Source organism: Pantoea sp. NPDC088449, assembly GCF_044753225.1.
Lineage (GTDB): Bacteria > Pseudomonadota > Gammaproteobacteria > Enterobacterales > Enterobacteriaceae > Pantoea > Pantoea floridensis.
Map to the genome: position 1 here is coordinate 101,614 of NZ_JBIVMT010000002.1, position 24,169 is coordinate 125,782.

The following is a 24,169-nucleotide window of genomic DNA, read 5'->3' on the forward strand; positions in this document are numbered from 1 at the left end:
TCATTTTTATTTATGAGGAATGTTGATGAGCAATTCAGCCAAAGCTTTAGTTGTTATTACTGGAGCAAGTTCTGGTATCGGGTTGGCCACCGCTAAGTTGTTGTCTGCTCGCGGCCATGCGCTGCTGCTGCTGGCACGCCGTGTTGACCGTATGAACGCCTTAAACTTGCCCAATACGCTGTGCCGTGCGGTAGACATCACTGATATTGATGCATTTACTGCAGCAGTAAATGAAGCTGAGCAGCAGTTTGGGCCGGTAGATGCGCTGGTTAACAACGCGGGTGTGATGCTGCTGGGCACTGTTGAACATCAGACCCCGCATGAGTGGGAGCAAATGCTTAATGTGAATGTGAAAGGCCTATTGAATGGCGTCCATGCTGTTACTAAGGGCATGATTGAACGTAAAGCGGGCACCATTATCAACATCAGTTCCGTTGCGGGGCGTAAGACTTTCCCCAATCATGTTGTTTATGTTGGAACCAAATTTGCCGTTCATGGTATGTCAGAAAATTTACGTGAGGAGCTCTCCCCACATAACGTCCGCGTTATTGTGATTGCACCCGGAGCGGTTGAAACCGAACTGCTAAGCCATACAACGAATGATGATATCAAAACCGGATATAACCAGTGGAAGCAAGAGATGGGCGGTAAAGTATTGAGTGCGGAAGATGTGGCTCATGCGATTGAGTATGCCTATTCGCAACCTGAATACGTATGCGTTCGGGAAATTGTGTTAGCCGCGACGCGGCAGAATGCTTAAAACGGTTTTTTGAGGGGCTTGAGAGCCCCTTGTTCTAATAGGGTGTTGTGACAATCCAGAAAGACGCATCAAATAATTATTGTATTTCTGAGATTAACATTACCGGGGTGTCATAGTGGGTATTATCCAGCACGATGTCGGAGATCGCTTTGGGAGAATCCTCTTCCAGGTAACGATGGTGAACAGGAATATATCGACTTCTGTATAAATCGAGAATGCTGTGCCCAAATTTCGGCACATCCCGGACGGTTCCCCGTCGTAGCATTTCCTTGTCCGATATATCCAAAAAAATCTTATAGTTTAAAAAAGGCAGTATGGGCGCCCGGAACAGCAAAACCCCCTCCAGAATAACGATGGTTTTTACATCAATATCCAGGTGAATTTTTTTCGTCTGCTGACCGCTGCCAAGATCTATACAGTCAATTTCTTTGTTGAGTACACCTTGTTCTTCCAGTGGGATGAGGACTTCATTAATGAGTTTTCCGCTATCGAAGGCCTTATTATAAAAAGCATTTATTTCGTCGTCACGTCCATCTGTCCACTGTATGGCAGGGAAAGGATGATGAAAATCATCATAATGAATAATCTGAACTTTCTTTCCCTGACTCTGTAAGTACCGGGCGAGCCCTGCCGAAAAAAGGGTTTTACCAGAAGTGTACGTTCCGCTGATACCGATAATAAACGGAGGATGAAGAGCGGATATGTTTTTTTCAATCAGAGAAAATAACTGCTGTGTATTGTTTATCATCTGTAAGGTCCTTTTTTGGTCATGACTCGACGCTATTGTATTTGGTCCTTCGCTCTATACGACCATCAAATTTTCATCCACTGCAACTGTACACAGGTCGAATAACGACCCTAGCCACTGATGCCCGCCCCCTTCTTTCTCGTCAACTTTCTGTCGCTGATCCCAGGCTGGTGCTACCCGAACGATTCTTTATTCAATGCTGCCTGTAATCTATGTCTATGAAAAACAGCTATTAAGTTACATCAACTTTCGTAATTCATATTGATCTATTCCCCGTTAAGCGAAAAAACCTCGTCAACAATGACATACGGCGAACGCCCTTCCTATTGATAAGCGTAATAACACTACGTTTACACATGGGTGATGAATTGAAATACGAAAATCATGTAGCAGTTAACACCGCCATGAGTGTTGCAGCGTCGCTGTCAGGGTTGATGAGTGCGCTGGCGCGATCTCGTGTCGGAATGAAAGCCATGATGCTGGAGCGTTCAGCATGGAAATCGCTTCAGTCATTCATTTACCTCAAAGTGAAACATTATTCTCTCGAATCTCTCCCCCGCTGATATCAACAGATAACCAAGAGTAAACAAAACAATGGAAATCACTGAACCAATGAGGCGGATTCGATTTCTCTCGCCGTCTGCACGTGGGCGTCGGGATGATTTCTGCGGGGTCTGATCCTGCAAATGAATAATCTCCGGGTAAGAATTAAATTTCTGAGAACAATAAAACGTTGAAGTAGGATATTTTACCCTACCCGACCGTGTTTTGAAACCGGGCAGAATGAACGCTGATAGTAGCTTGCCAGAAAGGGATTACTAAATAATACGCAATCCTAATCCATAAAAATAAAAGGCTATATCTGGCCCTGCTGCATTTTGATAAAAATATGCGGATGATTGAGATATTTCATCTTATTGATTAATCTTGTCACAGCCTCTGCTGATATTTCGTTTGGTTAAAATAAAACTGAATTGACAACAAATAACTATATTTTGGGTCTATCAATTCAAGGTATCACTCGTGCGGGCGTGCTGCGGTAATACGCAAATCAAGCGATAAAGATGTGCGGCAGACGGACGGGTTGACAATTGAGAGGCCTCAAAGATACAGTTGATTTCGCAGCCATCTTTATGGTCTTGCCGCAGGCGTTATCGTTATCCAACGCGCCCAATACCGAGAGGGCCTCAGCAGAGGGAACTCGGAACAGGCGCCACGGTATTGCCTTCATTCTTCTCTTTTTGGTGGATCCCTGAACCGAACCTGCACAGTATGGCTACATTAGCCATGTGGGCTTTCGAAGATCCCCTGCACCAGAATTCATGAACATTATCGTGGCCTTCCCCTTAGCACCCTGATGGAAAGGTAACCACCATGAAGATGACTGAAAACACTATTCTGATTACTGGCGGCACAAGTGGTATAGGCCGTGCGCTCGCTGAGGCATTTCATGACCGCGGAAATCGCGTCATTGTCACTGGGCGCCGTCAAAACTTGCTCGACGAAATTATTGCAAAACGTCCAGCTATCGTCGGCTTACCGCTGGATCTCGGCGACCCTATTTCACTGGCCCGCCTCGCTGAAGACATCCACGCTAGATTTCCCGATCTTAATGTACTCATTGCAAATGCCGGCATTTCTCGGTCAGAGGACGTCACGGCGGATAGCTGGGACGTAACGGACGCTGAGGAGATCATCGAAACTAACATCCTGGGCGTAGTCCGCGTGACGTCGGCCCTGCTGCCAGTGCTGAAAAAGAATCCAAATGCGACAATCATGGCAACCAGTTCTGCTCTGGCATTCCTCCCTCTTACCAGTTATCCAACCTATTGTGCGAGTAAAGCTTTTCTACATTCCTGGCTTACGTCTCTACGTCATCAACTCCGCAAGATTCCTGTGGAAGTGCTGGAGCTTTCACCACCCTATGTGCAAACGGAACTGACGGGCGTACAGCAGGCCGCCGATCCTCGCGCCATGCCGACTGGCGACTACATCGCACAGGTGATGCAACTTCTCGAACGCGACGAGATCCCCCGAGGAGAGCTTCTGCTGGAGCGCGATCATGCGCGGCGGTGGGCTGAGCGAGATGGCACCTACGATGCTATCTTTGGAGCCATGAACCCGTAATATTAAGCTCCAGTGCAGCGCCCATAACATCACACTCGACGTTTAAGGTGTGCTTCCGCCAATAATTATTAACGTTACTATTTTGGGGCTTTTATCTGGCCCCTTTATCAAAGAGCTTCAGTAAAAAAACAACAATTACCCTGCAATCAGCTGAAATTTACAGGCATATAGCCATCTGGGCATTTAAGCGGTTAAAATAATTATACCTTAATGTTGCTAAATTAATTTCTCTATGTCTTAATAGCGCCATCGGTTTGGAATACAGACCTTATGAAAGCAGTTTTAGTAAAGCAGTCCTCAGTTCAGGTGTTATCTCAAGATACCCTTCTTCGTGAGCCTCCTCCTAAGTGCCCAATAAGTCACTCTCTAACTACAGGCCATCATCGCCGCTCTTAGTGGCTCATCAATTAAGGAAGTATCTATGTCTAATAAAATGACTGGTTTAGTAAAATGGTTTAACTCGGATAAAGGTTTTGGCTTTATCACGCCGAACGACGGCAGCAAGGATGTATTTGTCCATTTCTCTGCGATTCAGAGCGACAATTACAAAACCCTCGATGAAGGTCAGCAAGTCTCTTTCACCATTGAAAATGGTGCTAAAGGTCCAGCTGCTGGAAACGTTACGCCGCTGTAATCGGCGTTATTATCAGTGACGCTTACAATAGCGATGAAGACATTAGTCTGAGCAGTTAAGCTCTCGTGATAATAAAATAAACCCGCCCAGCGCGGGTTTTTTATTACCTTTATTTTGCTCATGGCAACGCCAATTTATCTTTCTGCTCATCAAATACGGCAATTAAATGATCAGCGATTGCTCTGACTCTGCGTGAGCCAGCTAAGTCAGAATGCATCACCAGCCATAATGCCTGATCCGCACCGATATCAGCGGTCACGCAATGCAGACCGTTTTCCCTCGCCATAAAGTGCGGTAACACGCCTAATCCCAGCCCCGCAGCCACTGCTGAAACCTGCGCAACCAGCGTGTTCGCCTCTAATCTGCATGGCCTGCCTCGAAGTTTTCGTGTGACCCAACGCGCAGCAGGCAGGTGCTGATGTGCGTCAGTCCAGGTCACATATTGCGCTTCGTCCAGCGGTAAACTCCCGAGATCTTCAAGATACTTTTTGGCACCGTACACGCCAAAACCTACGGTTCCCAACCGTTTTAACGTCAGATTCCCGGCATCAGGCTTGACCATGCGAATGGCTAAATCTGCGTCCCTGCGGTGCAGGTTGACGGACTGCACGCCGCTGTGTAACTCCAGCCGCAGATCGGGATAGCGATTTAGAAGCCTTGTCAGTGACGGCAAAATAACATGCGTGGCCAGATTGTCCGATGTTGCCAGCCGAACCAGCCCGGCCACATTACCCTGCAGTTTCGCCGTCTCGCCGAATGTAAGGCCTGCATATTCCAGCGCCTCCGCCCGCTCCAGCAGTGCCTCACCATCGTCCGTTAGCCGGTATCCACTTTGGTGCCTGCTGAAAAGCGCTATTGCCAGCGATTGCTCAAGCCGATCCAGCCTTCTGGAAATCGTAGCAATGCCCATATCTAACGCTTCAGCCGCGCCACTCAACGTTCCCGCTCGAGCAATGGCCAGGAAAATCCGCGTGTCGTCCCAGTTGAAATCTGTCTTCATGCTTTTTCCATTTATGGAAAACGGCTCTCCGTTTTCAGCTCTGTTTTATCACTTTAAGAGGGATGATACTGCAACCTTCACAAGGAGATAAACATGCAAACACATAATTCGAGGCTATCACTCAACGTATCCGCCAGAAGGGATGAAAGGCGTAGGTGCCTGAATCTAGCCGGTCCTAAACGTTCCCTCGCAGACTTCTCACGATTTTATTGAAGGATATTGATTACATGAGCGATACCGTTTTACACGTACGGCCGTCACCTGCACGCGCCTGGATAGCTGTGATCGCGCTGGGGATCAGTGCTTTTTCCATTGTAACCAGCGAGCTGGCACCTATTGGTATGCTCAGCATGTTAGCGAAGGATCTGCAGCAGACTGAATCTGGCACAGGTCTTGTTGTGACAGCCTATGGCTGGGTTGGCGCACTGGCCGCGCTACTGTCCGGGACCATACCAGCACGGATTTCCCGCAAAGCGCTGCTTGTGGTTCTGATGCTGGTCCTTGCGCTTTCATGTATGGCGGCGACCCAATCCCACTCATTAAACACGTTTATGAGTGCGCGTATGGCAGGCGCACTGGCACACGGGGCTTTCTGGGCACTCATCGGCACCGTGGCAGTACAGTTGGTTCCCATCGAAAAGTTGGGGCTTGCCACCTCAATTATCTTTGGCGGCGTTTCGGCTGCCAGCGTTCTGGGTGTCCCGCTGTCCAGTTTTATTGCGGATATCGCCGGATGGCGTAAAGCATTTATGGCCATTTCTCTGCTGGCACTTGCCACGGCCTGTGCTTTGTACTGGACGCTTCCGACGCTGGCGGCATCGCAACCCCTAAAGCTGCAGGTTTATTGCGGGATCATCAAAAACCCGCTGCTCCTCAGCCTTTACGTGGCAACTGCCTGCATTATTTCGGCGCACTTTGCGGCGTTCACCTACCTTGAACCCCTGCTGACGCAGGCTCAGGCGGTACCGGCGGCCTCCATTTCTGCCCTGCTGCTGACGTTAGGGCTTGCCGGTCTGGTGGGAAACGTTATTGCCGGTAAGCTGATTGATCGTCATATCAAAGGGCTAATTTTCATTGCACTTTTCATGAGTGCTGGCGCACTCGGCCTGCTTGGCCTGGGAAGCGCGGCTCCTCTTCCTTTCTGGTGCACCGCGCTGCTGCTCGGAGTATGGGGCGCAGGGATCTCCATTGTGTTTGTGGGGTTGCAGACGTGGTTGCTTCGTAGCGCTGGAGAGGCGGCACAACCGGCGTCAGCTATATACGTGGCCATTTTCAACGCCGCGATCGGAACCGGTGCACTAGCCGGAGGCCGGGTGATAGCTGCAGCCGGTCTTCAGGGCATGGTATTACTGGCCGACGTTGTCATCATCGGCAGCATGGTTCTGGTCTCAAGGCTGAAAAAACCTGAGGCGTAGAAAGATGCGTTATCAATGATGATGGGCAAACCGCTTTGTCGGGTGTGCGAGTCAAATATATCGCTGATAATGAATAACGTCGCCCACTTTATCCAGCGCCATTTTCAGCTTATCCAGGCTCACTGACCCCAGAGCGAGACGTATTGCGTGCGGAACGTTTGGGGCAGTACTGAACGGCTCGGCTGTTGAAACAGAAATATGCTGGTTCAACAGCTGGCGCACCACCTGTTCCGCGCGGATCTCTTCTGCCAGCGGTAGCCAGATAAAATAAGAATTCTCATGGCTAACGTAATCGAGCGATCCCAACCTTTCCCGCGCCAGAGCTTGCCGCTGGCGAGCATCTTTCCGTTTTAATGATTCCAGCCGCCTGATAGTCCCATCCTGCAGCCAACCGGCCACCAGCGTCGTCATCAGCGATGGCGTGTTCCACACGGTGGCGCGAATAGCTCGCTCGATCGCTGGGCGAAATGCTGGCGGACATACCACCGCACCCACCCGCAGCCCGGCAGCAATATTTTTAGCAAAGCCCGTCACATAAAGGGTTCTTTCGGGAGCGAGCAAGGCAAACGGCGGCGGAGAACGCTCCGCCAGGTAAGCGTAGGCAGCGTCCTCAATGATCACTAAATCATGTTCGCGAGCGATGCCGGTGATCTCGCGCCGCTGCGCATGGTCGAGCACCCAGCCAAGCGGATTATGCAGAGTCGGCATCGTGTAAATGGCCTTGATACGGCGCCGTTTGCAAAGCTGTCTCAGTGCATTGAGATCGGGTCCGGTTGAGGTGACGGGCACGGGAGCCAGCTCCAGCTGATACAGCGTGGCCAGAGCTTTGAACCCCGAATAGGTCAGCGCATCAACGGCCACGACATCCCCCGGACGGAGCATCCCCATCGCGGCAACAGTCAAGCCATGCTGTGCGCCGTTCACGATGAGAATGTTTTCAGCAGCAGGCTTGAGGCCAAAACCGGTAAGCCAGCTTGCAATTGCCTCACGATCGTTCTGTCTGCCTGCATGGGGCTGATAGCGCAGCAGTGATTCCAAATCACCTGAGGTTGTGAGATTGCGTAGCGCATCGCGCAGCAGTTCGGCCTGGTGAGGTAATGAGGGATAGTTGAAATTGAGATCCACCACGTCGGTGGCGACGACTTGTTGATCCATGCCGAGGCCCGCTGGCAGGGAAATCTCCCGTACAAAGGTACCTCGTCCGGCTTCGCCGCTAACCAGCCCCATTTTCTCAAGTTCGGCATAAACGCGTGTGGCGGTGGCCAGTGAAATGCGGCGGGTCGCAGCTAAGACGCGGTGCGTAGGCAAGCGTGTACCGGCAGTCAGCTCACCCAGGCGAATGGCCGCCGCGTATTCATCAACAATTTCCTTATAGCGCGCTTTCATCCAATGTATCCATGACAATATTTTGATTGTTATGGATTGTGGCGTTTACCATCCGTAGCGTCAACGCGTGTAAGAAGCGTCGTCTTCATCCATCCATTGAAAAGAGGTTTAGCGTGGCTAATACGGTGGTACATAAACATGATAAAGCTGCGATGTCTGGCTGGCTGAACGGGCTACTGGGCGTCATTATTTTCAGCGGCTCACTTCCGGCAACGCGCATTGCCGTTCAGGATATCGACCCGTTTTTTTTGACCTTCAGCCGCGCGTCAATCGCGGGAGCGCTGGCGCTGATGCTTATCTGCGGCTTCAGAGAAAAGCGCCCTTCTCTTCGCCACATCGTCTCGTTAATCGTGGTATCACTCGGCGTGGTGGTTGGTTTTCCGCTCTTGACCGCAATGGCTTTGCAGCATGTTACCTCGGCCCACTCGATTGTGTTTTTAGGCCTGCTGCCGCTTGCCACCGCCCTGTTTGGTGTGATTCGTGGAGGCGAGCGGCCACGGCTCGCTTTCTGGATTTTTTCCATCATAGGTAGTCTGCTGGTGGTTGGTTTCGCGCTTTCTCAGAACGTCGCCGTCTCTTTAACCGGCGATGTGCTGATGCTTGCAGCCGTGGTGGTCTGTGGTTTGGGCTACGCAGAAGGAGCCAAACTGTCACGCCAGCTAGGCGGCTGGCAGGTCATCAGTTGGTCACTGATCATGTCGCTCCCTTTCATGCTGGCGGCGTCGTTTATCACTTTGCCTGAATCCGTTAGCCAAATTAGTACTTCTGCCTGGCTAGCGCTTGGCTATGTTTCCCTCTTCAGCATGCTGATTGGGTTTATCTTCTGGTACAAAGGCCTCGCTAGCGGTGGCATCGCTGCAGTCGGCCAGCTTCAGCTATTACAACCCTTTTTTGGCCTTGGCTTGTCTGCTTCGTTACTGAATGAGGCCGTCAGCCCTTTGATGATTGCTATCACGCTGGGAGTCATTCTTTGCGTGGTAGGATCGCGCAAGTTCGCACGTTAGGTGTTAAGCCGTTCGTGCATCAGGGCTGCATTGCCCTGAAAATGCAGCCCTGATGCGTGCCCGCCCTCTTCACCAGCGTGGGACAGCAAACCACGCGACCAGCCACTCAGTTAATGCACCAATCTTCGCTGACTGTAACTGGCTGGAAGGCTTCATCAACCAGACGCCATCTTCCCCAATCGCCTGCCAGTCCGACATTACCGGCACTAACGATCCCTCGGCCAACTCTTTTTGTACCAGCCAGTTGGCCGCCAGCAACACGCCCATACCCGCCTGAGCGGCCAGGATCAGCGCATCCATCTCATCACTCTCATAACGTGTTTGCACCGGGACTGCGATCTGTTGGCCCTCTTTTTCCAGTCGCCATTCTGGCCAACTGTGCATCGGCGTGAATCCCAGACAATCGTGCTGACGAAGATCCTGCGGGTGCGTTAACACGGGATGTTGCTGCAGATACGCTGGCGCAACGCACAGTATGCGTCGGGTGTCCGCCAACTTGCGCGCAACCAGCCTGCTATCCGTAAGGACACCAATACGGATCGCCATATCATAATTGTCACCCCGTAGATCGACATAGCGGTCGCTGCAATTAAGCACAATGCGGATATCAGGATAAGCCTGTAAAAAGCCCGGTAGCGCATGCACGACCCAGCTTCGCCCAAAGGATGCGGGTACCGTTAGACGAATAGTACCCGCCGGGCGGGCTGCCAACGCACTCGCTTCTTCTTCCGCTTCACGCAGCATTTCATCGGCTAACTCTATTTTATGCCGATAGCGCTGGCCTTCTTCTGTGGGTCGGATGCGACGCGTGGTACGTTCGATGAGACGAATACCGAGACGTTTCTCTAACGCAGCGATACGGCGGGAAATGACCGAAATATCACGTCCCAACGCGCGTGCCCCTGCACTAAAACTCCCGGCGCGTACCACCGCTAAAAAAGCTTCGCGCTGACGGAAATCGTCATCCTGCATTATTGCTCCCTGTGCAACAGTTATTTGGTTTTGGCATCAATTATAGCGCCTGTTTATACCACACACTGGTTGCACTCATTTAACAGGAGAACGCTATGCAAGCCATTCAGCTAACGGCCCCCACCATTAACAATCTTAAATTCTGCGAACTGCCACGCCCACAACCGGCCTATGGTGAGGTGGTGATTCGTCAACATGCAGTGAGTCTTAACTACCTTGATTTAGCCTTGGCTACCGGTCAGTTTGGTACCCTCGCGCAGCCCATTATTCCGGGTGCAGACAGCGCGGGAGAGATTGTTGAGTTAGGCGCAGGGGTGAGTGACTGGCACATCGGCGAACGAGTGGTGCCCGGCATGATGTACAGCTGGCATGCTGGCGCGATTCACCCTCAGCATCTTCACGCCTTGCGCGGTGTTACGAGCAATGGTGGGCTGGCGGACTTCGCTGTGGTGCCCGCTGATTCGCTGGTGCGTTTACCTGATTCACTCAGCTGGCAGCAGGCCGCAACGTTACCTATCGCCGCCACTACGGCATGGAACGCCATCGTACGTGGCAAAGTTCAGCCTGGCAGCACTGTTTTGCTGCTCGGCACGGGTGGCGTGAGTCTGTTTGCGCTGCAATACGCCAAAGCCGCGGGCGCACGGGTGATTATTCTTTCCTCCTCCAACGAAAAACTGGCCAGGGTGAAAGCGCTGGGCGCCGATGAAGGCATTAACTATCACGAAAAGCCCGAATGGGAACTTGAGGTACGCAAGCTGACGAACGGTCATGGCGCAGACCTGGTACTGGAATCGGTTGGTGCTGCAACATTCGCAAAATCGATCGATGCCGCAGCCTTCAACGCAACGATTTTTGTGATTGGATTTGTGGGCGGGGCAGAGCTAAAGGTGCCGGTGCTGCCGATTATGCAGAAAATGTTGAATATCGTGGGCAATAATACCGGTTCGACGGCGGATCTACGCGCCGCAGTTAGGGCTATTGAAACCAGTGCGATTAAACCTGTAATCGATCGTGTTTTTGCTTTTGCTGAAGCGCAGGAAGCTTATCGTTATCTGCAATCTGCCGCACATGTCGGGAAGGTGGTGATTGATTTGCATGTATGATGCAAAGCGCTGTGGCCGGCCGGATTCCCACATTGGGCGGCATAATAGTGGCCGCCCTAATACCAGGGCGGACGCTGCCTATTCAGGAGTGAGTAAGCCAGCGGTGAACGGAATATCAGTGTAAGTCAATCACGCTTATTTTCATTGGCATAAATATCTGGCCGGGTGATAGTCCATGCATAGTTTTCCCGATTAACAGGCTCGTAGCCAAACTTTTCATAGAGCCAGGGCGCTGTTGTTGTGAACAGCATGATCCGGCGTAGTTGCTCAAATACTGGATGATGATGTATGCATTCCATCACCCATCTTCCCAGCCCCTCACCCTGATATTCTTCAAGAACGTAGACATCGCAAAGGTAAGCGAATGTAGCATAATCGGTTATCAAACGAGCGAAACCTATCTGGGCTCCATCATGATAAACACCAAAGTTAAGGCTATTTTCAATTGATGCGCTGACAACAGCCAGATTAATGCCTTTAGCCCACGAGGATCTCGTCAGATAGCGATGGATAGCCTGCACGTCAAGTTTTTCCCTGTCTGTACTTACCAGGTAGTTATCCTTATGCCATTCATATTTCTCTGAAATACTCACGTTCGTTCCTGCTTATAAGGTTCATGGAAACCTAACCTTATCATTTGATGGAAAATGGGCCACCTCTATGCGATGGCAGCATTACGCCAAAAATGGCGTTCTTACGGTAATACAGAGCAATGCTGTAGCGTGCGCGTTGTACGCATGCGGGATTCAGGCCGCGCCGGCCAGCGAGGGTTGCCATAAACGCACGCCGTTGCGTCCGGCACGCTTCACCTCATACAACGCTTCATCGGCGTGACTGAGCCAGTGGCGCATCGTCTCAGCATTAGCCGCCGAGGCGATGCCAATACTCACCGAGCAGCGAAACTCCGCCGACGCCGGTAAACGCACTTGGGCGATTTTCTCTTTAAGCCGTTCTGCCAGTAATACGATCGATTCGTCAGTGGCGTGATGCACAATCACGCCCAATTCATCGCCGCCAAAGCGTGCCGGAATATCCAGCAAACCCACCTGATTGCGCAGCAGTGCGGAGATCTCCGCCAGCAGGAAATCTCCGGCTTCGTGGCCCCACGTATCGTTGACCGATTTAAAGTAATCGAGATCCATCAGCAGCAAATAGGCGGCGCTGTCGCCACGGCGCGTGCTGAGAAATTCGCTTTCGAGGCGACGCTCGAACAGACGCCGATTTGGGATCTCCAGGCCGGGATCCATCAGCGCAATACGCTCCAGCTCGCGATTACGCTGGCGCAGCTGCCAGGTGAGATTGTACGACGCCACGCTGAGCACCAGCATATAGCTCGTTGCCAGGGGTAGCGTCAGCCAGACGGTTTGCATGCTGAACGTCAGATTTACCCCCGCGCCATCTACCAGCCACACCATGACAAACGCACAGAGAAAGGCCTGCATCGCCGCAATCAGCTGGGCTGGTCCCCCTGCGGCATAACGGTCCGATGCCAACACCGCCATGATGATAAATGAAGGCAGCGGGCTCAGCGCCATGAGCGCAACCCAGATACCGCCGAATGCGGCATCGAGCGTTAAATTATGGCGCTCTGTGGTGGTGGAATCTTCAGCCGCCAACGCCCGACGATAAGCCAGCCATGGCCAGAGGAAAGCATTCACAAATAACAGCGCGCTAAACGCCAGATCGCGTTGCATCTCCATCAGGACCGAGAGAATTGGGAAAAAACATAAAATCGTGCCGAGCTGGCGCATGATGAACATGCGGCGGACGAAGCGTTGAGAGCGCCGCTTAAGGTGGTTATCGTCTGGTGAGTAGTAGCTCATGCACGTGAAGTATCAGGTCGACAAGATCAGCAGTTTAACGGGAAAAGTTATCAGCGGATCGCTTTATTTTAAGAATATTCACCTTGCACTTCACCGCACAAGTAAAACGGTGGAAATCGAACTGCATCGATCTCCACCTTAAGGGTTTTACTGCCCTACCCCTTGCAGCCGGAACTGTGCGACCAACCGTTCCAGCATCATCGCCTGCTCTTCCAGCGAGTTGGCCGAATGTGAAGAGGCGCTGACCAGCGTAGCATTCTGCTGCGTGGTGGTATCCAGCTCGCCAACCGCGCGCGCGATCTGCTCAATGCCGCGACTCTGCTCATCCGATGCGGCTGAGATCTCTTCCATGATCTCATTCACGCGCGCAATACTGCCGAGGATTTTATCCATGGTTTCACCCGCGCGTGCTACCTGCTGGTGGCCATTGCTAATACGTCCCACCGACTCACTGATCAGTTGCTCAATATCCTTTGCCGCGCCGGCGCTACGCTGCGCCAGATTACGCACTTCACTGGCAACCACTGCAAAACCGCGTCCCTGCTCACCAGCGCGGGCGGCTTCTACCGCGGCATTCAGTGCCAGAATATTGGTCTGGAAAGCGATGCTATTAATGACTGAAGTAATATCAGCAATCTTTTTCGAGCTATCAGAAATTTCACCCATGGTGTTCACCACATCGCGTACCGCAATGCCGCCTTTACTGGCGTTTTGCGAGGCTTCTGCGGCAATCTGGCTGGCCTGACGCGCATTGGCGGCGTTGTTCTTCACCGTGGCGGTCAGTTGCTCCATGCTGGCAGCGGTTTGCACCACTGCCGCAGCTTGTTGTTCGGTGCGCGAGGATAAATCGAGATTGCCTTGATTGATGGCACTGGCTGCCTGCGACACGCTGCTGACGCTGCTCAACACATCGCCAATCATGCTGCGCAATCGCTCGTTCATGCGTCCCATCGCCGACGTCAATTTACCCAGCTCATCTTTCCTATCGGTTGCGAAATGCGAACTAAGATCGCCACTGGCGATACGCTCTGCTAGCTGCAGGTTGTGGAACACTGGCCGGGTGATTTGGCGGATGATGTACCACGCCACCAGCACGCCAAACAGGATCGCTAAACCGCCCATCAGCAACGACATCGTCGCAGAATCGTTGGCGAGCTCATCGTTGCGCGCTTTAACGATGCTGATGATCTGTTTGATTGCCGCGCTGCTTTTATCACCCGCCACTTTGACTGTATCTTCCGCAGCGCGCAGCTGACCATACGCATCCGCCGCTTGCAGGCTGAGGTTTTTGAATTTTTCGGTGTCCTGCCACAGGGCGTTAAATTCGCCCTGCTGTTCCGGCGGTAACTGGGACAGTAATGCTTGCATGCCCCGATCGGCCTGCTGAACATGGTTCTCCAGCGTTTCACGTAGCGTCGCGCTCACGTTAAAACGTAATGCCCAGGCTTCTTCACGTACGTTGCTGATGGCAAACAGTTGCTCGTAGATCTGCTGCGTCAGTTCCGGATTGATGACGGGGGTGCGGATGAGCTGGGTGTAACGAGAGGTCATGTCCTGCTGGCTCAGCGCATCAAGCTGGGAACGCAGGCTATTGAGCTGCTGCGTGGCCTGCGTCATTGCGCCGATGCTGTTTTGAAAGCTGGCGAGATGCGTGGCGAGTTCATCAACCCGTTCCCGCGCCCCTTCCGTCCTTGAAAGCTGTTTGGCTTCGCGGGTGAGCTGCTGCGCGTGGCTAACGTAGTTCGTCATCACCTGACCGGATTTGTCATCGCCATAAAGATATTTGAGGCGGTTAATTTTGGCCTGGAACACGTCGATGTTGATGTCATAAATCAGGTTCGTTTTCTGATAGATGTCATGAATGGCGTTAAAGCGCTGCACGCTCAAGCCGGTCGCCAGCGCCACTAACAGCAGCACGATGCCAAATCCTGCCGACAATTTGCGGGTAATGCGCACGTTACGTAATCGGGATACCAGCCCCATGTTCCCTACTCCTGCGTATATTGTTTTTATAAAGTTCTTAAGCAGTTATCGGAGCACGCGAGGAAATGTTTATTGCGGACTGAGCAAAAAGTGATTGCAGAATGTGACGCGTCACGGCAAGTACGCCAGCATGTTTGTATCCTGGCAGCAGTGCGGGAACGGCAAACATATTCGGTAATGTCAGGCCAATGTCGCGCGCCAATCCTTGCTCGCGCAGCTGTGCATCCACCAAACCGTAATGATTGCCCTCGGGCGAGACCAGAATGTGCTTCATACTGAGAAACTGCACTAAATCCATCGCCTCGCGAGCGGCCGGGTGATCGAGCCCCATCAGGGTGAGTTCATGGGTATTGCGGCTACTGGCCGTCGTATTAGCGTGCGACTGCATGAATTTCACCTGCTAGACGGTGAACGTGTGACCACTACGTGGCATATGGAAGACTGGATGACGATGTTCCAGCAGCTGGGCCACTTTCCGCCTGCCTAGCCGAAAATAAGGTTATGCAGACAAGGCTTCGCGCCGAGACAACGATAACTACAGTATGTTGTAACTAGAAACGTTAATAAATCGTTTTGGCGAAAATTATTGTTAATATTCTGTTGATATTCAATAGCATCAGTCGGTTGCAGCGCGTAATCGCGGGCGATTTCAGCCTGAAATCGCCCGCAGCATCTCGCCTAACGGCGAACGTTTTTACCAATGCGTGGCTTGCATGTCGATGACGAAACGGTATTTCACATCACCTTTCAACATTCTTGCAAATGCCGTTTCAATCTCTTCACCCGCAATCAATTCGATATCTGCGGTGATGTTATGTTCACCGCAGAAATCCAACATCTCCTGCGTTTCCTGAATACTGCCAATCGACGATCCGCTGATGCTCAGGCGGCGATTCACTAGCGGCGTTACGTTTGGTGACTGATGCGGCTGTTCTGGAATTCCCACCAGCACCAAACGGCCGTTGGTTTTCAGCGTGGCCAGATAGGGATCAAGATCGTGCGGCGCTGACACGCAGTCTACGATAAAGTCCAGCGAGGTCTGAGCAGAAGCCATTTGCTGCGCATCACGTGAAACGACCACGCGCTTCGCACCCAACCGCAGCGCATCTTCCCCTTTAGCCGGAGAGGTAGTGAACAGCGTGACTTCCGCGCCCATCGCACTCGCCAGTTTAACCGCCATATGTCCCAGGCCGCCCAAACCCACTACACCCACTTTATCACCGGCTTTCACACCAAAATGACGCAGCGGTGACCACACGGTTACTCCCGCGCACAGCAGCGGAGCGACACCCGCTAACGGTAATGCCTGCGGAACAGAGACGACAAAATGCTGATCGACCACAACATTTTGCGCATAGCCGCCCCAGGTACTGTCGCCGGTATATTTATCGATGCCGTTATAAGTGGCAACAAAACCGGATTCGCAATACTGCTCCTCTTTTTGCTGGCAGAAATGGCATTGGCGACAGGAATCCACCATCACGCCCACGCCCACCACATCACCCGGTTTGAAATTCATGACGTCTGCGCCCGTTTCCACTACGCGACCCACGATTTCATGGCCGGGCACCAGCGGATAGCGGCTCACCGCCCACTCATTGCGTGCCATATGTAAATCTGAGTGGCATACGCCGCAATAAAGGATCTCAATTTTAACGTCCTGCTGCTGCAAAGGGCGCAGCGTAATCGCGCTGGAAGAGAGCGGTTTTGCCGCGTCGTGCGCAACTAATGCATTGATTTTCATCGTGCCTCCGAATTGGGCTGGCTTTGGCTAACTGAAGGCGGCAGACTATAGTGAACATGGTGCATAATTGATAGTAGTTACCGTTTGGTGACCTTAAGAGAGGCGCAAGCAATGCCCGCGATTGTTGACGGAAAACTGTTCTTTTACGCGGATTCCCCGCCGCGACGTTTAATGGATTTGTTTTCAGTGAAATGGAGCAGCATGGTGCTGCATGCGTTGTACCACTGGCCGAATCATCGCGCACGAACTGGCGAGTTGCAGCGCAGCCTGCAGGGCATTTCGAAAAAGATGCTTTTTCAAACGCTGAAAGAACTTGAGCAGCGCGGACTGATTGCCCGCCACGTTTATGATGTCATTCCGCCGAAAGTCGATTACCGGCTCACGCCGCTGGGCAAGACCTTTGCCGCGCCGATTGAGCAGATGTATCAGTGGGGACTGGAAAATCAGGCAGCGCTGGATGAAATGGAAGCCAGTTATCGCACGGCTACGGACGCGCCATCAGACGTGCCACACAATCGCGATCGTGCTGCTGACGCGGATTGAACACCACCAGACTTAAACCCGGTTTACCTTCTACCGCGAAAGTACTGTATTCCAGCTCCAGCACGCCTTCATCGGGCAACCACAGCTGTTTTAGGCCTTCGCCATGCTGGCTGACCTCTTGCGACAGCCACAGCTGGTGGAAGGTTTCACTCATCTCGCTGAGTTCCTCCACCAGCGCACGCACGTGCTCAGTCGCCCCTGTTCGTGCCACGTCCGCACGGAAGTTTGCCACCATGCCACGCGTCACCCGATGCCAATCCGGCAGGCGCTTTTTCATCTCTTCATTGCGGAACATCATCAGCAAAATATTGCGCTGTTCCGGCGGCAGTTCGGCGTAATCAACAAACACTTTGGTCGCGGCACGATTCCACGCAACGACTTGCCACTCGGCGGTTTTAATCAACGCGGGCGTATTCTCCATGCTATCAAGCACACGCTGCAGCGACGGTGAAACGTCCACGCCCGCTTGCCATGTCACTCCCGGCAAGCGATTTTGCGCCAGCAAAAACAGATGGTCGCGCTCGGCGGCGCTCAACTCTAACGCTTTGGCTAAGCGTTCAAGCACCTCTTCCGATGGCGCACCGCCTCTGCCCTGCTCCAGCCACGTGTACCAGGTCGTGCTGACGCAGGCGCGCACGGCCACCTCTTCGCGACGCAAGCCCGGCGTGCGACGCCGTAGCAGCGGGTAACCCAGTTTGGCGGCATCCAGCCGCTGGCGGCGCTCGCGCAAATAGTTACCGAGCACGTTGTCATCTTGCATGGTCATGGCGTTATCCTGTTAGTCCTTATACCTGTATAAGCTCACGGCTGTTCGTCTTGGCGTAGGGTTTTATCATAGTGCTTCAACTTTGATGAAGTGGAGCACGATTATGCGAATTTTTGTGACCGGGGCGAGCGGATTTATTGGCTCGGCCATTGTGAAAAAACTGCAGACACGCGGTTATGAAGTGCTAGGTTTAGCACGCAGCGATGCTTCAGCTGAAAAACTACAGCAGCAGGGTGTTCAGGTGGTCCGCGGCGAACTGGAAGATGTGGCTAGTTTACGTAACGCCGTTGAGCAAAGCGATGGCGTGATTCATGCCGGTTATATTCACGACTTCAGCCGCATGGATCATGCCGCCGAGGTCGATCAGCGCGCCATTCTGGCAATGGGTGAAGTACTGGCTGGTTCTGATCGTCCGCTGATAGTCACCACCGGCACAGCGTTAGTCTCGCCAGGACAACTCGCTACGGAACACATTCGCCCTGTGGCCGGCGCACATCCTCGTTCAAATTCCAATGTGGCCGCCCTGGCCATGGCCGATCGCGGGGTGCGCGTGGCGCTGGTACGTTTGCCACCGACGGTACATGGCGCTGGCGATCACGGTTTTATTCCGATGATCATCAATATGGCGAAAGAAAAAGGCGCGGCGGTGTATGTTGGCGAGGGCGAAAATCGCTGGCCGGCGGTGCATCGTAACGATGCCGCTGAGCTATTTTGCCTTGCGGCCGAAAAGGCCGAAGCAGGTGCAATTCTGCATGCCGTACAGGAAGAAGGCATTCCATTCCGTCAGATTGCCGAAACTATCGGAGCAGGATTAGCGCTGCCGGTTAAAAGCCTGACGCTGGAGGAGGCAAAAGCCTGGCTCGGTTGGATGGCCTTTTTCGCTTCGACGGATAATCCTTCGTCAAGTGCATGGACGCGCCAAACGTTCGGCTGGCAACCCACCGAACCGGGATTATTACAGGATATGCGTGAGGCGGGTTATTTCAGCTAAAGGCAGATTGGTTGCCAAAAATGGCGTAATGTTCGTCAGTTAGGCGCCGTATCAAATCACCGCACCTTCCGTAGCGGCGCGATTTATCGCGCAATAAATTGCGCCGCTACAAGGTGTGCGCTCGGTAATGAGGGTTTTTTCATCTCTTAATTGACAACCATTACATCATGAATGGCGACCCAACGTTTTTAGCGGGATTTTTGTAGGGTGCGCATTCATGCGCACCTGGCACTCTCATTTAACCAAATGGCTCTTCTCGCGCCAGCAGACGAGCAATAACGTTGAGTGCGCCTTCATCATTGTTACTTTCAGTTTTATAACGCGACACCGCACTCACCGGTGCTGCCGCATTCGCCATAGCGAAGCTATAGCAGGCCTGGCGCAGCATTTCGATGTCATTCGCGCTATCACCAATCGCGACCACTTCACAATCATCAATGCCCCATTTTTCCTGCAGCAGTGCGATGCCGTGCGCTTTATGGCAGCCGGGGATGATCAAATCGACAAAGCCAAAGCCGCTGGAGACCGGATGCATGATGTTTTCAATCGCGTTTAGTTCTGCGTGCAAGCGCTCCATCAACGCATCCACGCCTTCATGCGCCAGATTCAGCGAGAATTTGAAGATGGTGTCATCGATATCGTACAGATTGTCGCGCTTTTCCAGGCGATGGTAGTGATTCGCCAGCATAGCGATCACCTCGTCGGACATTGACGTATGCACATATGCTCCATTGCGGCCGCATACTACGGTGCTGATATCCGGCTCTTTTGCCAGAATATCGAGGATTTGATGCACGCGCTCCGGCGCCAATTCGCCGCAGAAGATCTCTTCATTACTATCAGAAACCCAGGCGCCATTTTCCGCTACAAAAGCAATTTCATCTTTAATCTCAGGGAAATAGCGCAGTAACTGATAATACTGATTGCCACTGGCGACCACGAAACGGATCCCCTTCTCTTTCAGCAATGCGTACTGGCGAGCAAAACGCTGCGCATTGTACTGCTTGTTGTCATCGAGAAAAGTCCCATCCATATCCACCGCAATCATTTTTACTGCCATTTTGCTCTCCCGTATTTGTTCGCTTGCTGCATCCAGCTAAAAGGTTTTCTTAAGCTTACTCGCGGTGTGGATTATTGAGAATGTGAATAATGAGTTTGTTAACCGCTTTCAGAGATTTCCAGTCCATCTTTTACTGTAAATCAGCGCCTTTTTCCCTGATCCAGGCACAAAACATCTGCGCCATTTCCTGCGCATACGCCTGGATCTCTGCAGGCGTACGCGGTGATTCGGAGAAGTGTTTGCCCACATTGCCCAGCGTGCTATTGATTAAATCCGCGGCGCGCGCACGATCGTCCTCATTGGATTGCGGCAGCAGTTCCAACAAAAAATCACTGATGACATTATCACCCGCCGCCCGCGCTTCCTGTACTTCAGGTGCATCACGATATAACGGTGCGGCGTCATTAAGCGCCGTGCGCATTGCTGCTTCTTCGCACTCCGATTGCAAAAATGCCAGCGTGAGATCGTGCAAACGCTGGCGCGGCGACACGGTGTTATTGCTCAAGATTGCAGCTAATAAATTGCCGGTGCGTTGCCACTCTTCGCTTTGCAATCTGAAAAGAATAGCCGCCTTATTGGGAAAATACTGGTAAAGCGATCCAATACTGACGCCGGCTCGCTCCGCCACGCGCGCGGTGGTGAAACGCGTGGCCCCTTCCTGCTCTAAAACCTGAGTAGCCGCTTGCAAAATGGCCGAAACCAGCTCGCTCGAACGCAACTGCTGCGGCCTTTTTCGCTCTGAAATCTTAGTGTTACGACGCTCAGCCATAGGCTCTCCTGAACACGAATAGTGAAATGCGATTAATTCATCGTATTCTGTTCGCACAGCATAATCCATTTTTTCATGTCCGGAGAAAACCATGAATACCTTAACATCAGCGCCGTTAGCACCGCTGTTGAACTACCTGTTTGAGCTGGCCGATAATATGGCGCATCCCACCAATGAAGCGTTCCGTAAGATGTCCGATGCGGAACAACATCGCCTGCTGCAAAGTAAAACTGATTACCTGGAGCTGTATGGTCATCTGAAAGATGTACCGCTGGCGATATCCCGTGAAACCGGCAAACTGCTGTATATGCTGGCGCGCAGCAGCAATGTGCAATCGGTGATTGAGTTTGGCACCTCATTCGGGATTTCCACCCTGCATCTGGCCGCAGCAGTGCGCGATAATGGCGGTGGCAACATCATCACCTGTGAATTTGAGCCAGGTAAAGTAGCGCTGGCGCGTAACCATTTTGCCGATGCGGGCGTCAGCGATCTGATTGAGATACGCGTGGGGGATGCCTTACACACGTTGAGCCGCGATTTACCTGCATCCATTGATATGTTGATACTGGATGGCGCAAAAGCGATCTATCCAGAGATTTTGACGCTAGTAGAGCCTTATTTACGTGCGGGCGCACTGATCGTTGCGGATGATGCCGATTTCAGCCCAGCCTATCTTGAACGCGTGCGCAGCAGTCGCGAATTCATGTCGCTGCCGTTCAACGATGGCGTGGAAGTCTCCATGTGGTTGGGGAAAATGTAGGGAGGCCTGCCCGCCTCCCGTAAATACGGTGGATCAGTTAAACCACGGCTGGAAAGGATCGGGGAGCGCGATCCAGTTATCTGCGCCAGACGCCATTTCCTCATCAGTGAGTAGCGCCTCCTCAAGCTTTTCACGCAGCGCGGCTTCGTCCATGTCAATACCAATGAAGACCAGCTCCTGACGAGCGTCCCCCGTTCCGTCCACCCAGTTATCGAGGATGTACTGCAGGTTTTCTTCATCCTCAGGCCAGCGCTCTTTCGGCACGCTGGCCCACCACATTCCTGCCAATCCCTGACGTGATACGCCGCCCGCCTGCGACCAGGAACCCGCATGACGTGGGCGACTGGCTAGCCAGAAGTAGCCTTTGGAACGCACTACGCCGTGCATCTTGTGTTCAATCACCTGAGCGAAACGCACGGGATGGAACGGGCGACGCGCACGGAACACAAAATTGCGAATGCCATACTCTTCGGTTTCTGGCGTATGTGCGCCGCGTAGCTCCTGCAGCCAGCCCGGCGCCTGCGCCGCAGCGTCAAAATCGAACAAGCCAGTATTGAGAACCTGCTCCAACGCGACCTTGCCGAATTCAGAGGTAATGATGTTGGCACGTGGATTAAGCGACGTCAGAATCGCCATCAGCCGCGCCTTTTCCACTTCATCAATCAGATCGGTTTTATTGAGAATGAGCACATCGCAGAACTCGATTTGATCAACCAGCAGATCCACCACCGTGCGCTCATCTTCTGCGCCAAGGGATTCACCGCGCGACTGAATGCTTTCATTCGATTCATAGTCACGCAGGAAGTTGAAGCCATCGACCACCGTCACCATGGTGTCTAGCGCCGCCACAGCAGACAAACTTTGGCCCTCCTCATCGGCGAAGGTAAAGGTTTCCGCCACCGGCAGCGGCTCAGAAATGCCGGTCGATTCGATCACCAGGTTATCGAAGCGCCCATCCTTCGCCAGTCGATTAACTTCCAGCAGCAGATCTTCGCGCAGCGTGCAGCAGATGCAGCCATTGCTCATCTCCACCAGCTTTTCGTTGGTGCGCGACAGCTCTGCCCCGCCCTCGCGCACCAGCGCGGCATCAATATTCACTTCCGACATGTCATTGACGATCACCGCCACGCGACGGCCTTCGCGGTTATTCAGAATATGATTAAGCAGCGTAGTTTTACCGGCACCGAGAAAACCGGAAAGCACAGTGACCGGCAGCTTTTTAGACCCATGGGTAGATGGGGTTATTGCGGACATAACAACTCCTTCATATGACAGCGAGCACAAGGCATAGTGACGCATGCGGTAGATTTGATATGTTATAACATAACAAATTACGATGTCATCGAAGAATGTTGATTGGGGTAAAATAAATGGGTTGCCAGGAATGGCGACCCTATGTGTATTGAGCTGGGTTTTCGTAGGGTGCGCATTCATGCGCACCAGGCATACGAAGGATTACTGATTATTGGGGTAACTCAAATCAATTGCTTGATCCGGCAGAGTAGTGAAGGTCTTAACGAGGGTGCGGAAATCGGCGGTCGGCTTCAGATCGGCAAACTGCTGCGGATAGAGATCCTTCGCCAGAATTTCCATGCCAATGATGTTGTACGGATGGTTATAGAAGTGGTGATAAACGCCGTACACGCGGCCCTGCTTCACCGGTTCGATCTGCGATAAGCCGGTGCGCTTCAGCAACGTATCGAAGGTCGCCTTAACTTCCTGCGGCTGAACGCCATAGCCAAACGGCAGCACATTAGTATTGGGCCGTTTAGATCCCGTCATAATGTAGACGTCAGGTTTCATGGCGATGATTTTTTCCAGCGCCACAAATCCGGCATTGCCCGGCAGCAGTTCAGAGCCAATGTTTTTACCGCCAACCGCCTCCACCAATCCGCCCCAACCGTTATGGCTGTGAGTAAAGCAGCAATTATCGCTGTTACCGGCGATCGGTTCGATAAATACCGTCGGTTTGTTCTTTATTTTCGCTACCGCCTGGGAAATGCGCTCAAACTTCTGCTGATAGAAATCGGTATAGGCTTTAGCCTGCGTTTCACGGTTCAGCACTTTACCCAACAGCGTCACGCTTGGTGCGGTGTTTTGCGCCGGATGCAGTTCGTAATCGACAAATACCACAGGAATATGCAGATTATTCAGGGTGTCAAGCACGCCTGACTGCTGCAAGGCGGGTTTGGCGCGCAGTTGGGCAATCATTAAATCCGGTTTCTGTGCCAGCACGCTTTCGAGGTTGACCTGGCCCTGATCGCTAAAGCCCATATCGACAATTTTCGTCGCTTCCGGCCAGCGGCCTTTCAGCGCGTCCCAGGTTTGCGTATCTTGTTTTTTCGGCAAGTTGTTCCACGCTACCACGCGCTTAAACGGATCGTCTCGGTCAAGCAGCGCCAGCGTCAGAATGTCGCGACCATCCTGCAAGATAATGTGCTGAGGCTCTTTATTGATGGTTTGCGTTTTACCGTCCATATCGGTGACGGTCAGCGGATAGGTCGTGGCGGCAGCCGCGGTTGAAGCCAGTAAACCCATTGCCAAAAGCAGGCGCGTTTTCATCCTAAAACTCCGTGGTAAA

At 52.4% G+C, this 24,169-nt stretch carries 25 protein-coding genes; 11 read left to right on the top strand and 14 right to left on the bottom strand.

What is annotated here, in order from left to right; genetic code table 11:
* Positions 1-25 precede the first annotated feature (25 nt).
* On the top strand, positions 26-760 hold the full coding sequence (locus ACIP6T_RS11710) for an SDR family oxidoreductase (protein WP_400457260.1): 735 nt from the start codon (positions 26-28) through the stop codon (positions 758-760).
* A gap of 76 nt (positions 761-836) precedes the next feature.
* Here the strand turns inward: ACIP6T_RS11710 and ACIP6T_RS11715 are convergent, their stop codons facing one another.
* Positions 837-1,508 (bottom strand): hypothetical protein, encoded by a 672-nt coding sequence (locus ACIP6T_RS11715; RefSeq protein WP_400457263.1) that lies wholly within the window; start codon positions 1,506-1,508, stop codon positions 837-839.
* 356 nt (positions 1,509-1,864) lie between these two features.
* On the opposite strand from ACIP6T_RS11715, the gene ACIP6T_RS11720 reads away from it, so the two are divergent.
* From ACIP6T_RS11720 to cspA, 3 genes are all read left to right on the top strand, one after another.
* Positions 1,865-2,071 (top strand): hypothetical protein, encoded by a 207-nt coding sequence (locus ACIP6T_RS11720; protein WP_400457265.1) that lies wholly within the window; start codon positions 1,865-1,867, stop codon positions 2,069-2,071.
* 811 nt (positions 2,072-2,882) lie between these two features.
* Positions 2,883-3,635, top strand: a complete 753-nt coding sequence (locus ACIP6T_RS11725) for an SDR family oxidoreductase (protein ID WP_400457266.1) — start codon at positions 2,883-2,885, stop codon at positions 3,633-3,635.
* A gap of 421 nt (positions 3,636-4,056) precedes the next feature.
* Complete coding sequence (cspA, locus tag ACIP6T_RS11730; RefSeq protein WP_007885867.1) at positions 4,057-4,269, top strand: RNA chaperone/antiterminator CspA; 213 nt, start codon at positions 4,057-4,059, stop codon at positions 4,267-4,269.
* 118 nt (positions 4,270-4,387) lie between these two features.
* Here cspA and ACIP6T_RS11735 read toward each other — a convergent pair whose 3' ends face one another.
* Positions 4,388-5,269: a LysR family transcriptional regulator gene (locus tag ACIP6T_RS11735; RefSeq protein ID WP_400457270.1), complete on the bottom strand. Its 882-nt coding sequence runs from the start codon at positions 5,267-5,269 to the stop codon at positions 4,388-4,390.
* Between the two features lie 227 nt (positions 5,270-5,496).
* On the opposite strand from ACIP6T_RS11735, the gene ACIP6T_RS11740 reads away from it, so the two are divergent.
* Positions 5,497-6,684 carry an MFS transporter gene (locus ACIP6T_RS11740; protein WP_400457272.1) on the top strand — a complete coding sequence of 396 codons (1,188 nt, stop codon included), beginning with the start codon at positions 5,497-5,499 and terminating at the stop codon, positions 6,682-6,684.
* A 51-nt stretch (positions 6,685-6,735) separates the two neighbouring features.
* On the opposite strand, the gene ACIP6T_RS11745 is transcribed toward ACIP6T_RS11740, so the two are convergent.
* Positions 6,736-8,070, bottom strand: a complete 1,335-nt coding sequence (locus ACIP6T_RS11745; protein ID WP_400457274.1) for a PLP-dependent aminotransferase family protein — start codon at positions 8,068-8,070, stop codon at positions 6,736-6,738.
* A 152-nt stretch (positions 8,071-8,222) separates the two neighbouring features.
* Between ACIP6T_RS11745 and ACIP6T_RS11750 the strand changes: the two genes are divergently transcribed.
* Positions 8,223-9,074 carry a DMT family transporter gene (locus ACIP6T_RS11750; RefSeq protein WP_400457950.1) on the top strand — a complete coding sequence of 284 codons (852 nt, stop codon included), beginning with the start codon at positions 8,223-8,225 and terminating at the stop codon, positions 9,072-9,074.
* Positions 9,075-9,143: 69 nt separating this feature from the next.
* Here the strand turns inward: ACIP6T_RS11750 and ACIP6T_RS11755 are convergent, their stop codons facing one another.
* Positions 9,144-10,046: a LysR family transcriptional regulator gene (locus tag ACIP6T_RS11755; RefSeq protein WP_400457276.1), complete on the bottom strand. Its 903-nt coding sequence runs from the start codon at positions 10,044-10,046 to the stop codon at positions 9,144-9,146.
* 95 nt (positions 10,047-10,141) lie between these two features.
* On the opposite strand from ACIP6T_RS11755, the gene ACIP6T_RS11760 reads away from it, so the two are divergent.
* Complete coding sequence (locus tag ACIP6T_RS11760; RefSeq protein ID WP_400457279.1) at positions 10,142-11,149, top strand: NAD(P)-dependent alcohol dehydrogenase; 1,008 nt, start codon at positions 10,142-10,144, stop codon at positions 11,147-11,149.
* Between the two features lie 125 nt (positions 11,150-11,274).
* On the opposite strand, the gene ACIP6T_RS11765 is transcribed toward ACIP6T_RS11760, so the two are convergent.
* The 4 genes from ACIP6T_RS11765 to ACIP6T_RS11780 form a co-directional block, all read right to left on the bottom strand.
* Positions 11,275-11,742: a GNAT family N-acetyltransferase gene (locus tag ACIP6T_RS11765; protein ID WP_345830265.1), complete on the bottom strand. Its 468-nt coding sequence runs from the start codon at positions 11,740-11,742 to the stop codon at positions 11,275-11,277.
* A gap of 153 nt (positions 11,743-11,895) precedes the next feature.
* On the bottom strand, positions 11,896-12,972 hold the full coding sequence (locus tag ACIP6T_RS11770) for a diguanylate cyclase (protein ID WP_345830267.1): 1,077 nt from the start codon (positions 12,970-12,972) through the stop codon (positions 11,896-11,898).
* Between the two features lie 147 nt (positions 12,973-13,119).
* Positions 13,120-14,955 (bottom strand): methyl-accepting chemotaxis protein, encoded by a 1,836-nt coding sequence (locus ACIP6T_RS11775; protein ID WP_400457282.1) that lies wholly within the window; start codon positions 14,953-14,955, stop codon positions 13,120-13,122.
* A 37-nt stretch (positions 14,956-14,992) separates the two neighbouring features.
* Positions 14,993-15,343 carry a hypothetical protein gene (locus ACIP6T_RS11780; protein WP_400457960.1) on the bottom strand — a complete coding sequence of 117 codons (351 nt, stop codon included), beginning with the start codon at positions 15,341-15,343 and terminating at the stop codon, positions 14,993-14,995.
* On the opposite strand from ACIP6T_RS11780, the gene ACIP6T_RS11785 reads away from it, so the two are divergent.
* Positions 15,299-15,442: a hypothetical protein gene (locus tag ACIP6T_RS11785; protein WP_345830272.1), complete on the top strand. Its 144-nt coding sequence runs from the start codon at positions 15,299-15,301 to the stop codon at positions 15,440-15,442. The genes ACIP6T_RS11780 and ACIP6T_RS11785 overlap by 45 nt on opposite strands.
* Positions 15,443-15,649: 207 nt before the next feature.
* On the opposite strand, the gene ACIP6T_RS11790 is transcribed toward ACIP6T_RS11785, so the two are convergent.
* Positions 15,650-16,699: an NAD(P)-dependent alcohol dehydrogenase gene (locus ACIP6T_RS11790; RefSeq protein ID WP_097098247.1), complete on the bottom strand. Its 1,050-nt coding sequence runs from the start codon at positions 16,697-16,699 to the stop codon at positions 15,650-15,652.
* Between the two features lie 111 nt (positions 16,700-16,810).
* Between ACIP6T_RS11790 and ACIP6T_RS11795 the strand changes: the two genes are divergently transcribed.
* On the top strand, positions 16,811-17,242 hold the full coding sequence (locus ACIP6T_RS11795; protein WP_097098246.1) for a helix-turn-helix domain-containing protein: 432 nt from the start codon (positions 16,811-16,813) through the stop codon (positions 17,240-17,242).
* On the opposite strand, the gene ACIP6T_RS11800 is transcribed toward ACIP6T_RS11795, so the two are convergent.
* A complete protein-coding gene (locus ACIP6T_RS11800) occupies positions 17,184-18,008 on the bottom strand; it encodes a helix-turn-helix transcriptional regulator (protein WP_400457285.1) in 825 nt (274 codons plus the stop codon). The genes ACIP6T_RS11795 and ACIP6T_RS11800 overlap by 59 nt on opposite strands.
* A gap of 103 nt (positions 18,009-18,111) precedes the next feature.
* Between ACIP6T_RS11800 and ACIP6T_RS11805 the strand changes: the two genes are divergently transcribed.
* Entirely contained in the window at positions 18,112-18,999 is an 888-nt protein-coding gene (locus ACIP6T_RS11805; RefSeq protein WP_400457287.1) for an SDR family oxidoreductase, read from the top strand.
* A 238-nt stretch (positions 19,000-19,237) separates the two neighbouring features.
* Here the strand turns inward: ACIP6T_RS11805 and ACIP6T_RS11810 are convergent, their stop codons facing one another.
* Both ACIP6T_RS11810 and ACIP6T_RS11815 read right to left on the bottom strand, forming a co-directional pair.
* Positions 19,238-20,059 carry a Cof-type HAD-IIB family hydrolase gene (locus ACIP6T_RS11810; RefSeq protein WP_097098244.1) on the bottom strand — a complete coding sequence of 274 codons (822 nt, stop codon included), beginning with the start codon at positions 20,057-20,059 and terminating at the stop codon, positions 19,238-19,240.
* 130 nt (positions 20,060-20,189) lie between these two features.
* On the bottom strand, positions 20,190-20,828 hold the full coding sequence (locus tag ACIP6T_RS11815) for a TetR family transcriptional regulator (protein ID WP_097098243.1): 639 nt from the start codon (positions 20,826-20,828) through the stop codon (positions 20,190-20,192).
* A 91-nt stretch (positions 20,829-20,919) separates the two neighbouring features.
* On the opposite strand from ACIP6T_RS11815, the gene ACIP6T_RS11820 reads away from it, so the two are divergent.
* Complete coding sequence (locus ACIP6T_RS11820) at positions 20,920-21,588, top strand: O-methyltransferase (RefSeq protein ID WP_097098242.1); 669 nt, start codon at positions 20,920-20,922, stop codon at positions 21,586-21,588.
* Positions 21,589-21,621: 33 nt separating this feature from the next.
* Here ACIP6T_RS11820 and zigA read toward each other — a convergent pair whose 3' ends face one another.
* On the bottom strand, positions 21,622-22,842 hold the full coding sequence (gene zigA, locus ACIP6T_RS11825; protein WP_400457290.1) for a zinc metallochaperone GTPase ZigA: 1,221 nt from the start codon (positions 22,840-22,842) through the stop codon (positions 21,622-21,624).
* Between the two features lie 201 nt (positions 22,843-23,043).
* Entirely contained in the window at positions 23,044-24,150 is a 1,107-nt protein-coding gene (locus tag ACIP6T_RS11830; RefSeq protein WP_097098240.1) for an ABC transporter substrate-binding protein, read from the bottom strand.
* Positions 24,151-24,169 lie beyond the last annotated feature (19 nt).

Bases quoted from the DNA above. Each gene is read 5' to 3' on its own strand.
- ACIP6T_RS11770 (WP_345830267.1), bottom strand. From the start codon at position 12,972: ATGAGCTACTACTCACCAGACGATAACCACCTTAAGCGGCGCTCTCAA.
- cspA (WP_007885867.1), top strand. From the start codon at position 4,057: ATGTCTAATAAAATGACTGGTTTAGTAAAATGGTTTAACTCGGATAAA.
- ACIP6T_RS11815 (WP_097098243.1), bottom strand. From the start codon at position 20,828: ATGGCTGAGCGTCGTAACACTAAGATTTCAGAGCGAAAAAGGCCGCAG.
- ACIP6T_RS11785 (WP_345830272.1), top strand. From the start codon at position 15,299: ATGGGTATTGCGGCTACTGGCCGTCGTATTAGCGTGCGACTGCATGAA.
- ACIP6T_RS11810 (WP_097098244.1), bottom strand. From the start codon at position 20,059: ATGGCAGTAAAAATGATTGCGGTGGATATGGATGGGACTTTTCTCGAT.
- ACIP6T_RS11775 (WP_400457282.1), bottom strand. From the start codon at position 14,955: ATGGGGCTGGTATCCCGATTACGTAACGTGCGCATTACCCGCAAATTG.
- ACIP6T_RS11830 (WP_097098240.1), bottom strand. From the start codon at position 24,150: ATGAAAACGCGCCTGCTTTTGGCAATGGGTTTACTGGCTTCAACCGCG.
- ACIP6T_RS11790 (WP_097098247.1), bottom strand. From the start codon at position 16,699: ATGAAAATCAATGCATTAGTTGCGCACGACGCGGCAAAACCGCTCTCT.
- ACIP6T_RS11805 (WP_400457287.1), top strand. From the start codon at position 18,112: ATGCGAATTTTTGTGACCGGGGCGAGCGGATTTATTGGCTCGGCCATT.
- ACIP6T_RS11795 (WP_097098246.1), top strand. From the start codon at position 16,811: ATGCCCGCGATTGTTGACGGAAAACTGTTCTTTTACGCGGATTCCCCG.
- ACIP6T_RS11820 (WP_097098242.1), top strand. From the start codon at position 20,920: ATGAATACCTTAACATCAGCGCCGTTAGCACCGCTGTTGAACTACCTG.
- ACIP6T_RS11760 (WP_400457279.1), top strand. From the start codon at position 10,142: ATGCAAGCCATTCAGCTAACGGCCCCCACCATTAACAATCTTAAATTC.
- ACIP6T_RS11800 (WP_400457285.1), bottom strand. From the start codon at position 18,008: ATGACCATGCAAGATGACAACGTGCTCGGTAACTATTTGCGCGAGCGC.
- ACIP6T_RS11745 (WP_400457274.1), bottom strand. From the start codon at position 8,070: ATGAAAGCGCGCTATAAGGAAATTGTTGATGAATACGCGGCGGCCATT.
- ACIP6T_RS11755 (WP_400457276.1), bottom strand. From the start codon at position 10,046: ATGCAGGATGACGATTTCCGTCAGCGCGAAGCTTTTTTAGCGGTGGTA.
- ACIP6T_RS11750 (WP_400457950.1), top strand. From the start codon at position 8,223: ATGTCTGGCTGGCTGAACGGGCTACTGGGCGTCATTATTTTCAGCGGC.
- ACIP6T_RS11710 (WP_400457260.1), top strand. From the start codon at position 26: ATGAGCAATTCAGCCAAAGCTTTAGTTGTTATTACTGGAGCAAGTTCT.
- ACIP6T_RS11780 (WP_400457960.1), bottom strand. From the start codon at position 15,343: ATGCAGTCGCACGCTAATACGACGGCCAGTAGCCGCAATACCCATGAA.
- zigA (WP_400457290.1), bottom strand. From the start codon at position 22,842: ATGTCCGCAATAACCCCATCTACCCATGGGTCTAAAAAGCTGCCGGTC.
- ACIP6T_RS11735 (WP_400457270.1), bottom strand. From the start codon at position 5,269: ATGAAGACAGATTTCAACTGGGACGACACGCGGATTTTCCTGGCCATT.
- ACIP6T_RS11740 (WP_400457272.1), top strand. From the start codon at position 5,497: ATGAGCGATACCGTTTTACACGTACGGCCGTCACCTGCACGCGCCTGG.
- ACIP6T_RS11715 (WP_400457263.1), bottom strand. From the start codon at position 1,508: ATGATAAACAATACACAGCAGTTATTTTCTCTGATTGAAAAAAACATA.
- ACIP6T_RS11720 (WP_400457265.1), top strand. From the start codon at position 1,865: ATGGGTGATGAATTGAAATACGAAAATCATGTAGCAGTTAACACCGCC.
- ACIP6T_RS11725 (WP_400457266.1), top strand. From the start codon at position 2,883: ATGAAGATGACTGAAAACACTATTCTGATTACTGGCGGCACAAGTGGT.